Annotated in this window: 15 protein-coding genes and 1 pseudogene; 4 read left to right on the forward strand and 12 right to left on the reverse strand. The window is 62.8% G+C overall.

Annotated elements, in window-relative coordinates; genetic code table 11:
* Positions 1-11 precede the first annotated feature (11 nt).
* Positions 12-617, reverse strand: coding sequence for an arylesterase (locus ACZZZP_RS13685; RefSeq protein WP_463383073.1), 606 nt, complete (start codon positions 615-617; stop codon positions 12-14).
* Positions 618-627: 10 nt separating this feature from the next.
* On the opposite strand from ACZZZP_RS13685, the gene ACZZZP_RS13690 reads away from it, so the two are divergent.
* Positions 628-1,311: an ABC transporter ATP-binding protein gene (locus ACZZZP_RS13690; protein ID WP_122495168.1), complete on the forward strand. Its 684-nt coding sequence runs from the start codon at positions 628-630 to the stop codon at positions 1,309-1,311.
* A complete protein-coding gene (locus tag ACZZZP_RS13695) occupies positions 1,311-3,815 on the forward strand; it encodes an ABC transporter permease (protein ID WP_463383074.1) in 2,505 nt (834 codons plus the stop codon). Before ACZZZP_RS13690 ends, ACZZZP_RS13695 begins: the two co-directional genes overlap by 1 nt.
* 173 nt (positions 3,816-3,988) lie before the next feature.
* Here ACZZZP_RS13695 and greB read toward each other — a convergent pair whose 3' ends face one another.
* The 10 genes and pseudogenes from greB to ACZZZP_RS13745 form a co-directional block, all read right to left on the reverse strand.
* Complete coding sequence (gene greB, locus ACZZZP_RS13700) at positions 3,989-4,468, reverse strand: transcription elongation factor GreB (RefSeq protein ID WP_463383075.1); 480 nt, start codon at positions 4,466-4,468, stop codon at positions 3,989-3,991.
* A gap of 70 nt (positions 4,469-4,538) precedes the next feature.
* Positions 4,539-4,817: a DUF971 domain-containing protein gene (locus ACZZZP_RS13705; RefSeq protein WP_463383076.1), complete on the reverse strand. Its 279-nt coding sequence runs from the start codon at positions 4,815-4,817 to the stop codon at positions 4,539-4,541.
* Complete coding sequence (locus ACZZZP_RS13710) at positions 4,817-5,782, reverse strand: HEAT repeat domain-containing protein (RefSeq protein WP_463384716.1); 966 nt, start codon at positions 5,780-5,782, stop codon at positions 4,817-4,819. Before ACZZZP_RS13710 ends, ACZZZP_RS13705 begins: the two co-directional genes overlap by 1 nt.
* A 5-nt stretch (positions 5,783-5,787) precedes the next feature.
* Complete coding sequence (locus ACZZZP_RS13715) at positions 5,788-6,642, reverse strand: ABC transporter ATP-binding protein (RefSeq protein WP_463383077.1); 855 nt, start codon at positions 6,640-6,642, stop codon at positions 5,788-5,790.
* On the reverse strand, positions 6,642-7,418 hold the full coding sequence (locus ACZZZP_RS13720) for an ABC transporter permease (protein ID WP_463384717.1): 777 nt from the start codon (positions 7,416-7,418) through the stop codon (positions 6,642-6,644). Before ACZZZP_RS13720 ends, ACZZZP_RS13715 begins: the two co-directional genes overlap by 1 nt.
* Positions 7,419-7,561: 143 nt before the next feature.
* A complete protein-coding gene (locus ACZZZP_RS13725; protein WP_463383078.1) occupies positions 7,562-8,971 on the reverse strand; it encodes an ABC transporter substrate-binding protein in 1,410 nt (469 codons plus the stop codon).
* 296 nt (positions 8,972-9,267) lie between these two features.
* A complete protein-coding gene (locus ACZZZP_RS13730; protein ID WP_108096737.1) occupies positions 9,268-9,513 on the reverse strand; it encodes a 4Fe-4S dicluster domain-containing protein in 246 nt (81 codons plus the stop codon).
* A 39-nt stretch (positions 9,514-9,552) separates the two neighbouring features.
* On the reverse strand, positions 9,553-11,289 hold the full coding sequence (locus ACZZZP_RS13735) for a fumarate reductase/succinate dehydrogenase flavoprotein subunit (RefSeq protein ID WP_122450444.1): 1,737 nt from the start codon (positions 11,287-11,289) through the stop codon (positions 9,553-9,555).
* Positions 11,286-12,036 (reverse strand): annotated as a pseudogene (locus ACZZZP_RS13740) (GntR family transcriptional regulator). Before ACZZZP_RS13740 ends, ACZZZP_RS13735 begins: the two are co-directional and overlap by 4 nt.
* A gap of 359 nt (positions 12,037-12,395) precedes the next feature.
* Positions 12,396-13,703 carry a dicarboxylate/amino acid:cation symporter gene (locus ACZZZP_RS13745; protein ID WP_463383080.1) on the reverse strand — a complete coding sequence of 436 codons (1,308 nt, stop codon included), beginning with the start codon at positions 13,701-13,703 and terminating at the stop codon, positions 12,396-12,398.
* A 368-nt stretch (positions 13,704-14,071) separates the two neighbouring features.
* Here ACZZZP_RS13745 and ACZZZP_RS13750 point away from each other — a divergent pair, with 368 nt between their 5' ends.
* Positions 14,072-15,070 carry an AraC family transcriptional regulator gene (locus ACZZZP_RS13750; protein ID WP_463383081.1) on the forward strand — a complete coding sequence of 333 codons (999 nt, stop codon included), beginning with the start codon at positions 14,072-14,074 and terminating at the stop codon, positions 15,068-15,070.
* 182 nt (positions 15,071-15,252) lie between these two features.
* Positions 15,253-16,125 (forward strand): pseudouridine synthase, encoded by an 873-nt coding sequence (locus ACZZZP_RS13755; protein WP_463383082.1) that lies wholly within the window; start codon positions 15,253-15,255, stop codon positions 16,123-16,125.
* Between the two features lie 99 nt (positions 16,126-16,224).
* On the opposite strand, the gene ACZZZP_RS13760 is transcribed toward ACZZZP_RS13755, so the two are convergent.
* Complete coding sequence (locus tag ACZZZP_RS13760) at positions 16,225-16,467, reverse strand: DUF3820 family protein (RefSeq protein ID WP_463383083.1); 243 nt, start codon at positions 16,465-16,467, stop codon at positions 16,225-16,227.
* Between the last annotated feature and the right edge of the window lie 260 nt (positions 16,468-16,727).

A 16,727-nucleotide genomic window follows, 5' to 3' on the forward strand; every position in this document is an offset into this window, starting at 1 on the left:
AGCGTATCGCCCTACAGCAACGGCTTCAGCGCCGGCCAGGCGTTGTCGAGCAACTTCGATTGCGCACCCGCAGCCGGGTGAATGCCGTCGGCCTGCATCAGCTCCGGCACGCCGCCAACGCCCTCAAGGAAGAACGGCACCAGCGGCACTTGCTTCTGCGCCGCCACCTCAGTAAAGGTCGCGGCGAAGGCCTTGTTGTAGCGCTCGCCATAATTGGGCGGCAGGCGCATGCCGAGCAGCAGCACCTTGGCGCCGGTCTGCTGGGCCTGGTCCACCATCGCCGCAAGGTTCTGTTGCAATTGGCCCGGCGGCTGGCCACGCAGCCCGTCGTTACCGCCCAACTCGATGACCACCACGCTCGGCTTATGCTCTGAGAGCAGCGCGGGCAGACGCGCGAGGCCGCCTGCGCTGGTGTCGCCGCTGATGGAGGCATTAACGACTTTGTCGTCGAAGCCATCGGTTTGCAGGCGTTTTTGTAACAAGTTGACCCAGCCCTGACTGGTTTCCAGGCCCAAACCGGCGCTGATACTATCGCCGACGACCAGCACCGTGCTTGCCACCGCCCCTTGTGCCCAAAGCATTACCACCAGGGCACTCGTTACCCACCATGTACGCATTGGAATCTCCATGACTGCGAGCATTCTTACTGCGCGGAACCTTAGCAAAGTGGTTCCTAGCGCGGAAGGCGATTTGACCATCCTGCACGACCTCTCCCTCGACCTGCTGCGCGGCGACAGCCTCGCCATCGTCGGCACGTCCGGTTCGGGGAAATCCACCTTACTCGGTTTGTTGGCGGGCCTCGACCTGCCCAGCAGCGGCGAAATCATCCTCGCCGGCCACACCCTCAACACCCTCGACGAAGACCAGCGCGCTCGCGTGCGGGCCGAGCATGTGGGCTTTGTGTTCCAGTCGTTTCAATTGCTCGACAGCCTCAACGCGCTGGAAAACGTGATGCTGCCGCTGGAGCTCGAAGGCCGGCGTGACGCCCGCGAGCGTGCCCGCGACTTGCTTGAGCGCGTGGGCCTGGGCAAACGCCTGACCCACACGCCGCGTCAGCTGTCCGGCGGCGAGCAACAACGCGTGGCCATCGCCCGCGCCTTTGCCGCCGAACCCGCCGTGCTGTTTGCCGATGAACCCACCGGCAACCTCGACACCCACACCGGCGAGCACATCAGCGACCTGCTGTTCGAAATCAACCAGGAACGCGGCGCCACCTTGGTGCTGGTGACCCACGACGAACGCCTCGCGCAGCGCTGCCATCGCCGCATTCGCCTGGAAGCCGGGCATATCGTGCAGACAGCGGAGGCGTGATGACGCGCCTACCCTTCTCCCGCCTGCTCAACCTCGCCGCCCGCCAGCTCCGTCGCGACACGCGTGCGGGCGAGTTGCGCGTGTTGTTTTTCGCCTTGGTGATTGCCGTGGCCGCCAGTACCGCCATCGGCTTTTTCAGCGCGCGACTGAACGCCGCCATGCAACTGCGCGCCACCGAATTTCTTGGCGCCGACATGCTGCTCACCGGCAGCACGCCCGCCACCCAGGCGCAACTCGACGCCGGCAAACAAGCGCAGTTGCAACACGCGCAGCTGGTGGAATTTTCCAGCGTTATTGCTGGCGACAACGGCATTCAACTGGCCAGCGTCAAAGCCGTAAGCAGCAGCTACCCGTTGCGCGGCCAGTTGAAAAGCGCACCCGCGCCCTACGGCGAAGAAACCACCGGCGGCGGTCCGGCGCCTGGCGAAGCCTGGGTCGAAGCGCGGCTGCTGGTGGCGCTAAACGTGAAGGTGGGCGACAGCGTGGATGTGGGCGCGAAAACCTTGCGCCTGAGCCGCGTGCTCACCTACGAGCCCGACCGCGCCGGCGACTTCTACAGCCTCACGCCGCGCCTGCTGATGAACATGGACGACCTGGCCGCCACGGGCGTGGTGCAGCCCGGCAGCCGCGTGCGCTACGCCGAACTGTGGACCGGCAGCGCTGAAAACCTTGAGCAGTACCGCCAGGCATTGAAACCGATGCTTGCGCCTAACCAGAAAATTGAAGGCGCGCGCGACGGCAACCGCCAGGTCGGCGGCGCGCTGGGCCGCGCCGAGCGTTACCTGAACCTGTCCAGTCTGGCCGCTGTGTTGCTGGCGGGCGTTGCCGTGGCCTTGTGCGCGGCGCGGTTTGCCGCCAAACGCTTCGACGCCAGCGCCTTGTTGCGCTGCCTGGGCTTGTCGCGTCGCGAAGCGCTCACCGTGTTCACCTTGCAGTTGGCCATGCTCGGTCTGCTGGCCGCGGGTCTCGGCGCGCTGCTTGGCTGGCTTGGGCAATTGGGCCTGTTCCATCTGCTCGGCGGCTTGTTGCCGGCTACCGTGCCCAGCGGCGGCGTTATGCCCGCCGTCGCCGGCATTGCCACCGGCCTGGTCGCCCTCGCCGGCTTTGCCCTGCCGCCCTTGGCTGCGTTGGGCCGCGTGCCGCCGCTGCGGGTTCTGCGCCGCGACCTGATGCCCGTGCCGCCGAGTTCCTGGCTGGTTTACGGCACGGCGCTGGGCGCGCTGACCTTGATCATGTGGCGCCTGAGCCTCGACCTGCCGCTGACCCTCGCCCTGCTGGGCGGCGGCCTCGTGGCGGCATTAGTGCTCGGCGGTGCGCTGGTGTTGGGCCTGCAAGGCTTGCGTCGCCTGCTGGCCGGCGCGCCATTGCCGATGCGCTTGGGCCTCGGCCAACTGCTGCGCCATCCGCTGGCTGCGGCTGGGCAGTCGCTGGCTTTCGGCTTGATTCTGCTGTCCATGGCACTTATCGCCCTGCTGCGCGGCGAGCTGCTGGATAACTGGCAGCAGCAATTGCCCAAAGACGCGCCCAACTACTTCGCCCTCAACGTGCTGCCCGGCGACAAAGACGCCTTCGCCGCGCACCTGGCCAAGCTCTCGCCCCACCCTGCTCCGTTGTACCCCGTGGTGCCCGGTCGCCTGATCGCCATCAACGGTCAGCCGGTTAAACAAGTGGTGAGCAAAGACTCCACCGGCGACCGCGCCGTGCGTCGCGACCTGAGCCTGACCTGGGCCGCCGACATGCCCGTGAGCAACAAACTGGTGGCCGGCAGCTGGTGGGGCGCCGAGCCCAAGGGCGACGTGCCGGGCGTGTCGATTGAAAGCAAGCTGGCCGAAAGCCTGAAAGTGAAACTCGGCGACCGCCTGAGTTTTAGCGTTGGCGGGCTCGACCGCGACGCAGTGGTCACCAGCTTGCGTGAGGTCGACTGGGACACCTTCCAGCCCAACTTCTACATGATCTTCGAACCCGGCACGCTGCAAGACCTGCCCGTCACCTACCTCACCAGCTTCTACCTGCCGCCGCAGCAAGAGCAGGCGTTGGTGGAACTGTCGCGGGCGTTTCCGGCGGTGACCCTGCTGCAGATCGAAGCGATTCTGGCGCAGCTGCGCAGCATCCTTGCCCAGGTGACGCTGGCCGTGGAGTACGTGCTGTTGTTTGTGCTGGCGGCCGGGCTCACCGTGCTGTTCGCCGGCTTGCAGGCCACGCTGGACGAGCGCATCCGCCAAGGCGCCCTGCTGCGCGCGCTGGGTGCCGAGCGCAAAGTACTGCAACGGGCGCGGCTGGCGGAGTTTGGCGTGCTGGGAATTGCCAGCGGTTTGCTGGCCGCGCTGGGCAGCGAACTGGTGAGCTTTCTGCTCTACCGCTTCGCCTTCGACATGGCCTGGGCGCCGCATTGGTGGTTGCTGATACTGCCCCTGATCGGCGCCCTGCTGGTCGGCACTGCTGGCGTAATCGGCACCCGTCGCGCCTTGAATGCCAGCCCGTTAACCGTGCTGCGCGAGGGCTGATTAAAGGTCAACAGCATCGCGGCTAAAGCCGCTCCCACAGAATAATCGTTCGTGTGGGAGAGGCTGGGCGGCATTCCGATTAGCCGCGATGCTATAGGCGGATTGCCGCGCAGCCGCTCCCACTACAATCATTGGCTTTTTGTGGGAGCGGCTTTAGCCGCGATGCTTTTTAATCAAGCCGGCTTCACATACTCGATCACGTTCACCCACCACCACTTCTCGCCTTCAGGCGTCTGCACCATAAATTCGTCGCCCACTGCTTTCTTCAGCAGCGCCCGCGCCATGGGGGAGTCGATGGAGATGTAGTCGTTGCGGCCATGAATTTCGTCGTAGCCGACGATGCGAAATCGCTTGGTTTCGCCGTCGTCATTTTCAATGTCTACCCACGCACCAAAGAACACGCGGCCTTCCTGTTCTGGCGAATAGGCGACCACGCGCATGTCTTCCAAACGCTTGCGCAAATAACGCACGCGGCGGTCGATTTCGCGCAGCAGTTTCTTGTTGTACTGGTAGTCGGCGTTCTCGCTGCGGTCGCCCAGCGAGGCCGCCCAAGTGACTTTTTGCGTGGTGTCCGGCCGTTTCACGCGCCAGAGATAATCCAGCTCTTGCTTGAGCGCTTCATGGCCTTCGGTGGTGATGATTGGCGTGCTCACGCTGCGGTACTTCCCAAAACCTCGAAGCGCCGGATGTTAACGCGTCAATCGCGTCGCGCCAAAGCCGCCGTCACGCTAATCCACGCAGATAGTCCCACGGATAAATGCCGCGCTCGTGCCCGTCGCTGAACACCAGCTGCACGCCATAGCCCTGCGGATGAATACCGGTCAGTTGCACGCTTTCGTCCACCAGCGCGATGCGCCCGCCCATCCGCGCGGCCTTGCAGCCGGAACATGGGCAGGCGACGCGCAACTGCGCGTGGCTCAACTCGACGGTAACGCCGGCCGTCCACTCGATCAGCAATTGCCGTTCTTGCCGGCGGTTGCGCAAGGCCACGGGCGCGTCCATTACGCCTGCACCTGAAGCTGGGCGATGGCGATGCGCACGGCTTTGCGCACTTCCGGATCGCTGTCGTGCTCGGCGGCTTGCAACGCGGGCAGTGCGGCGCCGTCGGCTAGTTCGCCCAATGCCAATGCGGCCTCTTTGCGCAGGTTGCTGATGGAATGGCCCAGCACCTCGACCAGCGCGGCCAAGGCCCCGGCAAAGCGCAATTTCCCCAAGGCTCGCGCGGCGCGCAGCCGCACCTGCCAGTAGTCGTCTTGCAAGGCGGCGATCAGGCTGGGGCCGGCATCGGTAGCGCCGACTTTGCCGAGCGTGGTGGCCGCTTCTTCGCGCACTTGCCAGGCCGGATCCACCAAGGCCGCCTGCAACGCCGGCAGCACGCTGGCATCGGTAGCCAGACCGAGGGCGCCGGTGGCGGCGCGGCGAACTTCAGCATCCGGGTCGCCGCTGGCCAGGCGCGCCAGCTCGGGCAACGCGCTGTGCTGCTTAAGCCAACCCAGAATGCCCACCGCCTCGCGGCGCACAAAGGCATCGCTGTCATTCAGCGCCAACACAGCGGCCGGCGCGCTTTCCGGCAGGCGCAGTTCACGCAACGCGCGCAAGGCACTGGCGCGCACAAACGCATCGGCATGGGCCGCCCACGGCAGCACCACGCGGCCGGCTTCGAGGGTTTTCAACTCGCTCAAGCTTTGTGCCGCCGCGCCGCGCACGGCTTCGTCGGCATCGGCCAGGGCGGCGCACAACGCGTTCACCACCTCGTCTTCCTCCCAGGCTTCGAGCAAGCGCGCGGCTTCGCTGCGCACCTCGGCGGCGTTGTCATCGGCCAGGGCGCGGGTCAGCCACGGCAGGCCGTCGGGGTCTTCGAGGTCGGCCAACTCAATCAGGGCGATGCGGCGCACGCCCGCATCGCTGCTGTCCAGGCGCGGTTGCAGGGCGAGAATGTCGGGGTTGTCGGTGTGCAGTTCAGTCAGATCAGTCATAGGGCTATTCGCAGAGGCGGATGATCGCTGGGCAAACCCAGCGGCGTAAGCCGAGGCAGCTCGCGCCCTTCTTCGTGGCGCAGCAGTTCCAGGCAGTGACGTTTGAGGTGGGTGAAGGCCGGGCTGGTCAGCAGCTCGGCGCGGCGCGGGCGGGAAAAGTCCACGCGCAGGTCTTCGATAAAACGGCCGGGGCGCGGGCTCATCACCAGAATGCGGTCGGCCAGAAACAGCGCTTCGTCGATGTCGTGGGTAACGAACACGACGGTGGTGCGGATGCGCCCCCAGATGTCCAACAGCAGCTCCTGCATGCGCCCACGGGTTTGCGCGTCGAGGGCGCCAAAGGGTTCGTCCATCAGCAACAGGCGCGGCCGATTAATCAGCACGCGGGCGATTTCAGCGCGTTGCTGCATGCCGCCGGAGAGCTGATTCGGCCAACGGCTGGCGAAATCTTGCAGGCCGACCAAACGCAAAAAATCCTGCGCTTGCTGGCGCCGCGCGGTCTTGTTCAGGCCCTGCATTTTCAGGCCGAAGGCAACGTTATCGAGCACGCTGCGCCAGGGCAGCAACGTGTGATGTTGGAACACCATGCCACGCGTTGGCGACGGGCCATCGACCACTTCGCCGTCTACACGCAACACGCCGGCACTGGGCTGCAAGTGCCCGGCCAGGGCGCCGAGCAAGGTCGATTTCCCGCAACCCGACGGCCCGAGAATGCACACAAACTCGCCCGCCGCGACGCTGAAATCCAAGGTTTGCACCGCCTCGAACGCCTGCGCGCCCTGCCCCAGGCGAATGGTCAGGCGCTCGACATCGATACGCCCGGCCGCCAGAAAATGTTCGTGACTGGTCATCAATTGCTCCCCCGATACCATGGCGTCATAAGCGCGCCCAGGCGTTTAACCAGCGCGCTGCTGCCCATGCCCAGCACGCCGATCAGCAGCATGCCGACGATGATGTCCGGGTAGTTTTGAATGGTGTACGACTCCCACGTGTAGTAGCCGATGCCGAACTGTCCGGAGATCATTTCCGCCGTCACCAGGCAGAACCACGAGGTGCCCATGCCGATGGCCAAACCCGTGACGATGCTCGGCGCCGCGCCCGGCAACACCACCTCCCGCAAAATGGCCCAACGCCCCGCGCCCAGGCTGCGCGCCGAGGCGATCAGGCGCGGGTCAACGCCTTCAACGCCATGCACCGTATTGAGCAGCACCGGGAACAGCGCGCCGGTGAAGGTGATAAACACCATCGACAGCTCGGACGAAGGAAACATCAGAATCGCCAAGGGAATCCACGCCACTGCCGGAATCGGCCGCAGCACTTCGAGCGGCGGCAACAGCGTGTCTTGCGCCCACTTCCAGCGGCCGATGGCCACGCCCAACAGCACGCCGAACAACGCAGCCGCCAGGTAACCGGCGAACACCCGCATCAGGCTGCTCGACAGATGCGCCCACAGCTTGCTGCTTTCCACCAGCGCCACGGCGGCCTGCGCCACGGCGCTTGGGGTGGGCACGTAGGTGAACGTCAGCAGGCCGAAATCCAGGTGATGGCTGGCGGCGACGTGCCAGAACAGCAGGCAGGCGGCCAGTGAGGTTAGGCGTAGGGGCCAGCGGTAAAGGGTGGAACGGATCACTGCGTACTCCTACAAAATTCTGGATTCCGGCCTTCGCCGGAATGAGGGTGGTTGGATGAAATGACGCCGTCATCCCCGCGTAGGCGGCGGTCGGACGTTCCGGGATCCAGGGGTTCACGCCTTGCGCGGTCTCGGCGAAATCAAAGCCCCGCCACGGACGGTTGGTTAACACTGGCAAAATCCAGCGCCGTGCCGCCGTTGGCGCTGGCATACGCAACCGCCTGATCCTTCAACAAAAACGCGTTCACCTCGCCCTTGTCGTTGCGCACAAACCAGGCCTGGCTGGCGAGCAGCTTGATGCCGCTGTCGGCTGCCTGGGCGTAGATGGCGCGGATGTCCTTGCCTTCTTTTTCCAACGCAGCCAGGGCCTTCAGCGCTTCTTCCGGCGAGCTGTAGTGGCGCACTTTGTCTTCGCCGCGTACCCAGATTTGCGCCAGGCGTTTAAAGTCGGTGATCGGTTTGCCGGTGATCGCGTCGTTGGCCTTGAGCGGCGCCGGCGCATAGTTGGCCAGCGCTTTGTCGTAGTCCTGGCCGGACTGTTTAAACGCCGCGCGGATGTATTGGTCGTCGACGAACTTGTCGACATCCAGGCCCTTATCGGTCTTCTTCAGCAGCTTGAGCGTGTCGATGGCCGTGGCCACCGCTTTGCGGTATTCCGGCTTCCAGGTCAGGTCGCGCGTCTGCAAACCGAGCGGGCCGTGGAACAGGTAGTTCACCTCGGCTTCGACGCCGGTAACCTTCTCAATCAGCTCGCTGTATTTCTCCGGCTCGGCGGCAATCAGCTGGTCGGCCTCCAAGCTCGCCCGCAAGTAAGCGGTGACGATTTCCGGGTACTGCTTGGCGTAATCGGCCGCCACCAGGGCGCCGTGGAACGTGGGCGCATTGGCTTGTGAGCCATCGTAAATTTTCCGAGCGAAGCCACGGTTGGGAAACAACTCGGCGAACGGCACAAAGTCGGCGTGCGCTTCGATGCGGTTGCTGCGCAGGGCCGAGCCGGCAATTTCCGGCGCCTGGGCGATAATCTTCACGTCTTTCTCCGGGTCCCAGCCCTGAGCCGCAACCGCGCGCAGCAACATGCCGTGGGCGGTGGAGGCGAACGGCACGGAAATGGTCTTGCCCTTCAACTGCGCCAACGACTGCACGCTGGAGCCAGCCGGCACGACGATGCCGTTACCGCTGCCCGTGGTGCTGCCCGACAACACGCTGATAAACAGGCTCTGCTTGCCGGCATCGCGAAACGCCACGCCATTGAACGAGCCGGGGAAATCGGCCATGGCGCCGAAATCCAATTTGCCGGCCACCATCTCATTGGTCAGCGGCGCGCCGCTGGTGAAGTTCTTCCACTCCACCTCGTAGGTGGCGTCTTTGTACTTGCCGTCGTGGGGCAGGTATTTGTCCAACAGGCCCAACTCACGAATCAGCAGGCCGCCGGTGGCGCAGTTGATGGTGGTGTCCTGGGTGCCGATGGCGACACGGATTTTTTCCGCGTGGGCATGGGTGGATGCCAGGCCAATGGCCAGCGCGAGGCTGGCAAGAGTGCGTAAGTGCATGGGTGTTTCCCCTCGAATCGTTGGTTGTTTTATGTCGTCTCCGCCACGGTTTTGGTGGTGGGAAACGAGGGGGTTTTGCGGGCAAGGCGTCCGGGGGTCCGGATGGCGTTCTTAGACATCCCACCGTCATTCCCGCGTAGGCGGGAATCCAGAATTTTGGATGAATCGGAGATTCTGGATCCCCGCCTGCGCGAGGATGACGGAGGTTTGTTTTTAGGTTTTTGTGTTGAGCCGACGCGCCTCTTAAAAGCATCGAGGCTAAAGCCTCTCCTACAGGGACGGTGGCGGCGTCGGGATCACCTCAACAAATACGGAATCTCAACCTTCACCGCCCCGGTCGGGCAGTCTTTTTCGCAGGGCATGCAGTACCAGCACTCGTCGAAGGCCATGTAGGCCTTTTGCGTGGCGGGGTTGATGGCCAGCAGGTCCATGGGGCAGACCTCGACGCAGACGGTGCAGCCTTTTTCGGCGATGCATTTGTCTTCGTCGATGGTCACCGGCGCGTTGCTGCGGAAGAAAATTTCCTGGGGCTGATAGGCCATGACACGGTGTCCTCGGAGCCTCTGGCTCTCTCGTTAGGTTCAGGCGGCCGCTTCGGCCTTTACGCGCAGGCGGTTGTAGGCCTGCTGCTCTTCGTCATCGAGGGCGATCAGGTACGGTTCCACCGGTTTCTTGAAGCTGGTCATGCGCCCGTCCGCGCCTTTGTGCAGGTGGCAGTGCACGAACCAGTCGGCGTCGTTGCGCTGCGGGTGGTCGACGCGGTGGTGGTACAGCCCCCAGCGGCTTTCGGTGCGGAACAGCGAGGCGCGGGCGGCCATTTCGGCGCAGTCGCGGATCACGCTGACTTCCAGGGCGCGCATCAATTCGTGCGGGTTGTTGGCTTTGAGCTGGTCAAGGTCGTGCTCGATGGCGGCGAAACGGTCGAGCCCCAGCTGCATTTTCTTGGTCACTTTCGGCGGTTGCAGGTAGTCGTTTACGAAGCGGCGCAGTTTGTATTCCACCTGGGCCGGCGGCAGGCCGTGCTCGCGCAGCAGCGGTGCGTACACCCGCGCACGCTCGCGTTCGATTTGCTCGGCATCCAGCGCAGTGAAGTCGCGTTCGGCCACGTAATCGGCGGCGTTGTGGCCGGCAAACCAGCCGTAGGTGAAGGCGCCAAGCATGTAGTTATGCGGCACGGCGGCCATGTCGCCTGCCGAGTACAAGCCCTTCACCGAGGTTTCGGCGCGCTCGTTCACCCACACGCCAGAGGCGCTGTGGCCGGAGCAGAAGCCGATTTCCGAGATGTGCATTTCCACCATGCTCTGGCGGTAGTCGGTGCCCCGGTTGGCGTGGAACTGGCCGCGGCTGGGGCGCTCGTTGCTGTGCAGAATCTCTTCGATGTTCTGGATGGTTTCTTCGGCCAGGTGATCGAGCTTGAGAAACACCGGGCCGTTGCCGCTCTCCAGCTCCTGGTGAAACTCCCACATCATTTGCCCGCTCCAGTAGTCGCACTCGATAAAGCGCTCGCCTTTGTTGTTCGCGGTGTAGCCGCCCAGCGGCCCGGTGACGTAGGCGCACGCCGGGCCGTTGTAGTCCTTGATCAGCGGGTTGATCTGGAAGCACTCCAGGTTCGCCAGCTCGGCCCCGGCGTGGTACGCCATGGCGTAGCCGTCGCCGGCGTTGGTGGGGTTTTCGTAGGTGCCCATCAGGTAACCGGAGGCCGGCAAACCCAGCCGCCCGGCCGCGCCGCAGCAGAGAATCACGGCCTTGGCCTTGATCAGATGAAAATCGGCGGTGCGGCTGTCGAACCCCATTACGCCGTTGACCGTGCCGTCGGCATCGGTGAGCAAACGGGTGGCGATCACGCGGTTGGTAATTTCGACCCGGGCGCGTTTGAGCTGGCGGTACAGCACCTTTTTAATGTCGTGCCCCTCAGGCATCGGCAACACGTAGGCGCCCATGTGGTGAACCTTTTTCACCGCGTAGTCGCCGGTTTCGTCCTTCTCGAACTTCACGCCCCAGCGGTCCAGTTGCTCGATGGTTTCGAAGCTGTGGGTGGCATAGGCATACACGGCGGCCTGGTTGACGATGCCGTCGTTGGCCACGGTGATTTCCTTGGTGTACTGCTCGGGCGTGGCGTGGCCGGGAATGATGGCGTTGTTGAGGCCGTCCATGCCCATGCTGATGGCGCCGCTGCGTTTCACGTTGGCTTTGTCCAGCAGCAGCACGCGCAGGTTTTTGTTGCGCTCTTTGGCCTTGATCGCCGCCATGGGGCCGGCCGTGCCGCCGCCGATGATGACGATGTCGTACTCGCGCTCGAGGGTTTGGTACTGGCTCATGCGTGACGTCCTTTGTGGCGGTCAATGCGCAGGCGGTACTGGAAGGCATCGCCGCGGTAATAGAGGTGTTCGAAATCCAGCGGCGTGCCGTCGGCGTCGTGGGTCAGGCGTTCGATGCGCATGATCGGCGCGCCCTCTTCTACGTTCAGCGCGCGGGTTAAATCGGCGTCGGCGAGAATGGCGTCAATGGCCAAATCGGCGTGACCCAAGGCGATGCCGCAGTCGTTTTCCAGAATCAGGAAGATGTCGCGGGTAACCAGATCGGCCTTTTCCAGGCGCTCACCTAAATGTGCTGGCACGTAGGTCACTTCCAGGGAAATGGGTTCGCGGTTCACCAGGCGCACGCGCTTGATTTCGGTCACCGGCGCGCCCTCTTCCATTTTCAGCCGCTCGGCCACCAACGCCGACGCGGGAATGTGCTTGACGCTGTGCAGGCGGTTGATCACCTCGTAGCCCATCTGCCGCATCGACTCGCCGAGGCCCTGCAAGGTGCTGACGTTTTGAAACGCCCTTGGGCTTGGCCACAAACGTACCCTTGCCGTGAATCTTGAAAATCAGCCCTTCCTTCTGCAAATCGCCCAGGGCCTGACGCACCGTAATGCGGCTGACCGCAAAGGCCGCGCCCAGCTCGCTTTCGGATGGCATACGGCTCAGCGCCGGGTACGTGCCGTCAAGAATGCGCGCGCGCAGCACGTCTTTGAGCTGGCTGTACAAGGGAACGGGGGACAGGGGAATTAACTCGGCCATGGGATTTCTCGTCGCTGCTTCGGCACTTGTTATAACAAGTTGTGACGAGAAGATAAGGGCATAAACAAAAGCCGCCAAGGACTTTTATTGCATAAGGATATGAATGAAAAAATGGATGCCGAGTGCGCCTGCCCTCACCCCTAGCCCCTCTCGCCTGTCCGGCCGACCTAGCGGGAGAAGGGAACCAATCGACGCTCGCCGCAATTACTCGGTTACCCCCTCTCCCGCTAGGTCGGCCGGACAGGCGAGAGGGCTGGGGTGAGGGGCGGTTGATGTTCGAATAAGCAAAAAAAAGCCCGTCAATGACGGGCTGTAAAAGCTTCCTCTCTCGTGAAGAGGCAGTAAATCGTAAAACTTAATTAGCCATGCGCAGGCTTGCTCTCGCCTTCAACCGCCACCACTTCAGCGGTAGCGCCTTGTTCCAGCTCGCGCTGCAGGGTTTCGTTATCAACCTGGCCACACCATTTGCCGACCACGATGGTCGCCACGCCATTACCGACGAGGTTGGTGAGGGCGCGGGCTTCGGACATAAAGCGGTCGATGCCGAGAATCAGCGCCAGACCGGCAACCGGCAGGTGGCCAACGGCCGACAAGGTGGCAGCCAACACGATAAAGCCGCTACCGGTCACGCCCGCCGCGCCTTTGGAGGCGATCAGCAGCACCAGAATCAGGGCAACCTGGTGGGAAATGTCCATCGGCGTGTCGGTGGCTTGCGCGATAAACACGGCGGCCATGGTCAGGTAAATGGAGGTGCCGTCGAGGTTGAACGAGTAACCGGTTGGAATCACCAAGCCAACAACCGACTTGTTCACGCCCAGTTTCTGCATCTTGTCGATCATGCGCGGCAGCGCGGTTTCGGAAGACGAGGTGCCGAGCACGATCAGCAGTTCTTCACGGATATAACGCACGAACTTGAGAATGCTGAAACCGTGGAAGCGTGCGATGCCGCCCAGAACCACCAGCACGAACAGCAGGCAGGTGACGTAGAAGCACGCCATCAGGTAGCCCAGTTGCACCAGCGAACCCACACCGTATTTACCGATGGTGAAGGCCATGGCACCCAGGGCACCCAGCGGTGCCACTTTCATGATCACGCCGATGATGCCGAAGAACACCTGCGAGATGCGTTCGATGAATTCGAACACCGGACGACCGTAGTCACCCGCGCGGTGCAAGGCGTAGCCGAACAGGACCGAGAAGAACAGCACTTGCAGGATGTCACCACCGGCAAAGGCACCGACCACCGTGGCCGGAATCACGTTCATGATGAACTCGATGGTGCTTTGTTTTTCACCGGCCGCTGCGTAAGCCGCGATACCCGAGGTATCCAGCGACGCGGGGTCGATGTGCATGCCAACGCCAGGCTGCACAATGTTGACCACAAACAGGCCGATCAGCAGGGCGATGGTGGAAACGATTTCGAAATAGAGCAGCGCGTAACCGCCGGTTTTGCCGACTGCTTTCATGCTCTGCATGCCGGCAATACCGGTAACCACGGTGCAGAAAATGATGGGGGCGATGATCATTTTGATCAGCTTGACGAACCCGTCGCCGAGCGGCTTGAGGGCAACAGCAGTGTCTGGGTAGAAGTGCCCAAGCAACACGCCGATAGCGATGGCTACCAGCACTTGAACATAAAGAACCTTATAGAACGGTTTGCGGGTCATGGCATGTTCCTCAACGACTGCACGGCGTCATTCCAAACGCGCGCGCTGCCTGTGCGCTAACCCTCCTGAACCGGAGGGATTTGTTGTTGGCCAGCCTGCATAGCTGCAAGCCTTGATCGCCTATTGCAGAGGTCATGCCATCCTTACGAAAGCGCTCCAATCCCTTTAAATTCAGCGAGTTGCAAACAAAACCCGAGCAAAATGGCGCCGCTTTTGGCGGCTTTCCGCCAAGCACTGGCGGATATCCCCCGCCACCGCCGCACGACTGGGGGAAAATCGCCTACAAAAAGCATAGCCAAGGACACAACCCTTGTTCCGTTGCAGCGCCGTGCTTACCATCGACCGGCCTTTTCTGCCGAGCCCCGTCCATGCGCGAACGCACCATCGCCAGCCATTTCGTTCGTGCCGCCCTGCGTGGCGCCGAGCGCCAGGGTGTGGACTGCACGGCGCTGCTACGCGAGGCGAACATTCAGCCAGCGCTGCTCAGCGAGCCACGCGCCCGCGTGGCGCCGGAACAGTTCGCCAGGCTGATGCAGCTGCTCTGGGAAAAACTCGCCGACGAATACATGGGCTTTGGTCGCAGCCGCAGCAAACCCGGCACCTTCGCGATGATGTGTTACGCCCTGATCCACTGCCACACGCTGGAAAAGGCACTGCTGCGCGGCACCTTGTTTTACAGCCTGTTCGACGACGCGCCGAAGATCACCCTCAGCCGTGAAGGCGAATGGGCGCGGCTCACGGTGGACGACAGCAACTTGCTCGACCCGGACCACTTTCTGGTGGAAAGCCTGCTGGTGATCTGGCACCGCCTGGCCAGTTGGCTGATCGGGCAACGCATTCGCCTGCAAGAAGCCACCTTTCGCCACGCCGAACCCGACCACAGCGCCGAATACGACCTGCTGTTCCCCAACGCGCGGCGCTTTTCGGCCGACAGCACCAGTCTGCTGTTTCAGGCGCGCTACCTGGCGATGCCGCTGCTGCAAGACGAGCGCACGCTCAAGCATTTCCTCGAACACTCGCCCGCCGACCTGCTCGCCCGCCCCGACGGCGGCGACAGCCTGATCAGCCAAATCCGCCGCCTGCTCGGGCGCGACTGCAGCGAATGGCCCGACCTCGACTCCGTGGCTCAGCAACTGCACATGAGCCCGCAAACCCTGCGTCGGCACCTGCGCGAAGAAGGCTCAAGCTTCCAGGAACTCAAAGACCACCTGCGCCGCGACTTGGCGATTTACCACCTGGGCCGCGACAACCTGGCCATTCAAGACATCGCCGAGCAGCTGGGGTTTTCCGAACCGTCGGCGTTTCATCGGGCGTTCAAAAAATGGACCGGATTAACCCCCGGCGCGTATCGCGCGCAGGAAAGCTAAACGGCGCGCCCGCACCGCCTATCTGTAGGAGAGGCTTCAGCCTCGATAGGCCCACCTTCGATTGATGGCTTGAAAGTACCTTTTCCAGGAATCGAGGCTGAAGCCTCTCCTACAGGTTGCGGGTCCCGCAAAATCTTGCGCAAACACAGGTAGAATTCCGCCTCTTTTTCTGGCGCTTTTTCATGTCCCACCCCGCCCGTCGCAGCACCTTGTACCTTCCCGCCGGCCCGTGGCTCACGGTGCTGGATTGCCTGTGCGCGCACTTCTCGGCGATCAGCCGCGACACCTGGTTGGAACGCATGGCGCGCGGCAAGGTATTGGATGAGCACGAGCAGCCCATCGGCCCGGCGCACCCGTACAAACAGGGCCTGCGCATTTATTACTTTCGCGAGGTGCCGAACGAAACCCCGGTGCCGTTCGAGGAAACCGTGCTGTATGCCGACGAGCATTTAATCGTCGCCGACAAGCCGCACTTCCTCTCGGTAACGCCCGCTGGCGAGTACGTTGAACAAACCTTGCTCGCGCGACTGAGCAAGCGTTTCAACAGCCATGACCTGGTGCCGCTGCACCGCATCGACCGCCTCACCGCCGGCCTGGTGTTGTTCTCCGTGCAGCCCGCCACCCGCGCCGCGTATCAGCGTTTATTTGCTGACCGCGCTATTCACAAAACCTACGAAGCCATCGCCCCCGCCCTGCCCCAGGTGCAGTTTCCCCACGAACACAAAGTGCGCATGGTGGCTGGCGAGCCGTTCTTTTTGATGAAGGAAGGCGACGGCACGCCCAACAGCGAAACGCTGATGGACGTGCGCGAGCGCAACGGCGAGTTGTGGCGGTATGGCTTGTACCCGGTGACCGGCAAAAAACATCAACTGCGCCTGCACATGGCGGCGCTCGGCGCTGGCATTTGCAACGACCCGTTTTACCCGGTGCTGGTGGAGGACGCGGTGGATGACTACAGCAAGCCGCTGAAGTTACTGGCGCAGAGCTTGCGGTTTATCGACCCGTTGAGTGGGGTTGAGCGGGAGTTTCACAGTCAGTTGAGGCTGGATTGGTAGGTTAGCCCTCCCCCCGACTGTGGGAGCGGCTTTAGCCGCGATTGGCCAGGCCTGGAAACCAGTGTCTTGGGCACAACAGCATCGCGGCTAAAGCCGCTCCTACAGGGGTTTGGGGTTGCATGCGCCGCGCGGTTTCTTGCGCAATGGCGTCAACAATTCGCCCAGGCCGTTGTGGTCGATCTCCTGCATTAACTGCAACAGCGCGCCGATCTCGCCTTTTGGGAAGCCTTCGCGGGCGAACCAGTTGAGGTAATGGCCGGGCAAGTCGGCGATCAATCGGCCTTTGTATTTGCCGTAAGGCATCTCGCGGGTGACGAGTAGCAGCAGGTCTTCGGGTTTCATGGCCAACCTTTGCGCAGAACGGAAAGATGCGAATGATCGCCCAAGGCAAAAAAAAACGGGAGCCCAAACGGGCTCCCGCACTTAATCAGTGACTAAGGTTTGGCGCGCTACGCCTCGAAGCGTCAGCGCCAAACTACAACCTCACCTGCGTTCCGAGAAACGCGGCCGCAGTCTGGCAAATGTGGCCGGTACAATCCGTGTCGCTTTGTTACGGTTGTGCAAAGAAATGTAAGTGCCCGCCCCCAAAGCGCCGCGCAACG

This window comes from Pseudomonas sp. AC211 (assembly GCF_979258055.1).